This is a genomic window from Colwellia sp. 12G3 (genome assembly GCF_002836775.1).
In the GTDB taxonomy this organism is placed as follows: domain Bacteria; phylum Pseudomonadota; class Gammaproteobacteria; order Enterobacterales; family Alteromonadaceae; genus Colwellia.
The window spans coordinates 1-1532 of the sequence record NZ_PJAQ01000050.1 but is presented as its reverse complement, the minus strand read 5'-3'; the positions used below and the strand labels follow the sequence as shown (position 1 = coordinate 1532).

The following is a 1532-nucleotide window of genomic DNA, read 5'->3' as shown; positions in this document are numbered from 1 at the left end:
TAATACCAAGTTGATTAAGTTCTTTCCCACTCAGCGAGAATTAAAAGGCTTAGAGGCAAGGCATTGATTGAAGAGAATGGTTATTCAGGAGAATAAGCTCCTGCATTCTCTAAGAAGCTGCATATATGAACCCACTCCGTTTGCAAGATATTTGATCATAGTGTGAGAAGAAAATCATTGCTCTCATATATCCGGCCTGTTTATGGAAGATTTTACTTCCTGGCCCCGATGGTTATTTGCGCTCATCCTCCTCATCATCCATACGGCTTCTTAAGAGCCGATGCAGCTAGCAGGTTTTGAATGAGCCGGTCTGACCTGTCTCACCATCCGATCTTTTATCTTTTGCAACTGAAGTAAAGGTTTTTACCGTTACTTAATAAACATTAGTGTTCCTCACTAATGTAATTAAACCTCTATTACATAACAGGGCGGTATCTTTCACCCTTTGCCATAATGACCCATGCCATTCTTGCAAGCTTATTAGCGACGGCTACACAGGCTTTATTGTGTCCCCTACGTTTAAGTAGTGCTTGAGCCCAAAGACTGAAACGATCACTCTTCTTCTCTGAATGCCTTAATACCACTCTTGCGCCATGTATTAATAACGTTCTCAAATAGCTATTGCCTCGTTTACTGATACCCAGTAACCTCGGTTTCCCACCCGTTGAATGTTGACCTGGAACTAAACCAATCCATGCGGATAAGTGACGCCCATTAACAAAGTTTTTACCATCGCCAGCAGCGGCATAAAGCGCACTCGCGGTGATATCACCAATACCTAATATATCAACTAACCGTGTACATACATCATTGTTCTTATTTGCTAATTTTATTTTTTTATCACAGTTGTTAATTTGCTCACACATCCTTGTAAACTCTTCAAGTAGCTCATTAAATAACGCTCTAGATAATACCGTTAAATCATTTTCCGCATCTTCAAGAATAAAGGGTAAGTCACTTTTTACTGCTGTGATACCTTTCTTGAATACAATGCCATATTCAGCTAGCAGACCCCGAATTTGGTTGGCTAAAGCGGTGCGCTCTTTTTTGATACGCTCACGTTGGCGATGAAAGTTCTGTAAGTCTTGTTGCTCTACCGATTTAATGGGCACAAATCGCATGCTAGCACGTTGTGATGCTTCCGCTATTGCTTGAGCATCGTTGTAATCATTTTTATTGCCTTTAACAAAAGGTTTTACATATTGTGGTGCTATTAATTTGACTTGGTGACCTTGCTTAATAAATTCTCTGGCCCAATAGTTTGCACCACCACAAGCTTCCATCACTATAATACTAGGCTCAAGTTTCGCAAAATAAGCTAATAGTTGTTTGCGCTTGAGCTGTTTTTTTCTAATCAGCCGGCCTGTATGATTAATCGAAAACGAATGAAAAATAGATTTTGCTATATCAAGTCCAACTGTTGTAATCTTCATTATGCCCACTCCGCTTTTGTTAAATGGTATGTTTACGCTTCCATTTTGGCCCATTGCGAGGCCGTTAGGAAGTGGAGTGGGTTCATACCATTATCCATG

At 40.2% G+C, this 1532-nt stretch carries 1 protein-coding gene; it reads right to left on the bottom strand.

What is annotated here, in order from left to right:
- Window positions 1–416: 416 nt before the first annotated feature.
- The gene (locus tag CXF71_RS11605; RefSeq protein WP_101233119.1) at window positions 417–1433 is read right to left on the bottom strand and encodes an IS110 family transposase; all 1017 of its coding nucleotides are present in this window, start codon (window positions 1431–1433) and stop codon (window positions 417–419) included.
- Window positions 1434–1532 lie beyond the last annotated feature (99 nt).